This window comes from Streptomyces sp. CO7, assembly GCF_053474865.1.
Genome location: NZ_JBRIOU010000005.1, coordinates 277,064 through 279,239, shown reverse-complemented (window position 1 = coordinate 279,239; position 2,176 = coordinate 277,064). Strand labels below are relative to the sequence as shown.

The window sequence follows — 2,176 nt, the reverse complement described above, 5'->3', positions numbered from 1 at the left end:
CCACGGCACATGCCCGGCTTGCTGCGCCGCGGTCCGCCGCCGGCACCCGCCCTGCCGCACCGCGGGCCGCACCCCGCCACGCGGTTCCCGTTCGCCGTGACCGCCACGGCACGCCCGGCGCCCGACCCGCCCAGCGCACGGGGGCCCGGCGTACGGGAGGCTCGGGTGTACGGCACGCCCGCACGCCCGGGAGGCCCCGGAACCGCACCCGCGCCACCCCCGTCCGCCCCGCCGCACAGGCACGCATCGTGCCGTGACCCTTGACCGAAAGAAACTTCCCCGATATTCGTGGCCCCTCGGAAGTTTCCTTCATCCAAGGAAGGGGCGCACGTGCGCGACTCCAGCACGGGTAGTTCCGGAAACACCGCTTCGGGCAGGACCCGGCCCTCAAGACGCACCGTCCTCGCCGCCACCGCAGGCATCGCCGCGGTCCTGGCGGCCGGCACCCCCGCCCTCGCCGCCGACGACCCGGCGACCGTGGACGACGAGCAACTGCGCGCCCTCATCTCCGGGATGACTCTGGAGGAGAAGGTCGGCCAGCTCTTCGTCATGCGGGTCTACGGCCACTCGGCGACCGCCCCGGACCAGGCCGACGTCGACGCGAACCTCAAGGAGATCGGCGTCCGCACCGCGGCCGAACTGATCGAGAAGTACCGGCTGGGCGGCATCATCTACTTCGCCTGGGCCCACAACACCCGCGACCCCCACCAGATCGCGGACCTCTCCAACGGCATCCAGAAGGCCTCCCTGGACCTGCCCCGCGGGCTGCCGATGCTGATCGCCACGGACCAGGAGCACGGCATCGTCGCGCGGGTCGGCAAGCCGGCCACCCTGCTGCCGGGCGCGATGGCGCTGGGCGCGAGCGGATCGAAGTCCGATGCCAAGGCGCTGGGCCGGGTGGCCGGCGCGGAACTGGCCGCGCTGGGCATCCGTCAGAACTACTCCACCGTCTGCGACGTGAACGTCAACCCGGCCAACCCGGTGATCGGCGTGCGCTCGCTGGGCGCCGACCCGCAGGCCGCGGCCCGGCTGGCCGCCGCCGAGGTGGTCGGCTACCAGAACTCCGGAGTGGCGGCCACCGCCAAGCACTTCCCGGGCCACGGCGACACCGCCGTCGACAGCCACTACGGTTTCCCGATCATCACCCACAGCCGCGAGGAGTGGGAGACGGTGGACGCCCCGCCGTTCCGGGCGGCCATCCGGGCCGGGATCGACTCCATCATGACCGCCCACCTGATGGTCCCGGCGCTGGATCCCTCCGGCGACCCGGCCACCCTCTCCCGGCCGATCCTCACCGGCATCCTGCGCGAGGAGCTCGGCTACGACGGCGTGGTCGTCACCGACTCCCTCGGCATGCAGGGTGTGCGGAGCAAGTACGGCGACGCGCGGGTGGCGGTGATGGCCGTCCAGGCCGGCGTCGACCAGCTGCTCAACCCGCCGGACCTGAGCGTCTCCTGGAACGCGGTGCTGGAGGCCGTCCGGTCCGGCGAGCTCACCGAGGCCCGGCTGGAGGAATCGATCCTGCGGATCCTCCGCCTCAAGGCGAAGCTCGGCCTCTTCGAGGACCCGTACGTCACCCATCACGGCGTCGACGAGGCGGTGGGCACCGGCGCCCACTACAAGGCGGCCGAGCGGATCGCGAACCACACGACCACGCTGCTGGTCAACGAGGGCGGCCTGCTGCCGCTGCACCGGCTCCGTCACCGCAGGCTGCTGGTGGTCGGCCCCGATCCCGCCTCCCCGTCCCTGTCCGACGGTCCCACCACGAAGGTGATCGCCGCGGAGCTCGCCGAGTTCGGCTTCACCACCACGGCCCTCACCACCGGGACCGCGCCCTCCGCCACCGCCATCGCGGGCGCGGTCACGGCGGCCGCCGACGCGGACGCGGTGGTGGTCGCCACGTACAACGTGACGGCGAGCAGCGCGCAGAAGACGCTGGTGCGGCGGCTGCAGGAGACCGGGAAGCCGGTCGTCGTGGTGGCGGTGCGCAACCCGTACGACGTGGCGCACCTGGACGGCGTGCCGGCGGTGCTGGCCTCCTACTCCTGGACGGACACCGAGGTGCGGGCGGCGGCGCGGGTCATCGCCGGGCGGGTCTCGCCCAGCGGGAAGCTGCCCGTGCCGGTGCAGCGGGCGGACGCCCCGGACCAGGTGCTCTTCCCGATCGGGTACGGGT

The 2,176-nt window shown here is 73.2% G+C and carries 1 protein-coding gene; it reads left to right on the top strand.

What is annotated here, in order from left to right; genetic code table 11:
• Window positions 1–330: 330 nt before the first annotated feature.
• Window positions 331–2,176, top strand: a 1,846-nt coding sequence (locus ACOV8S_RS19695) for a glycoside hydrolase family 3 N-terminal domain-containing protein (RefSeq protein ID WP_448319107.1), incomplete at its 3' end; no start/stop codon positions are given.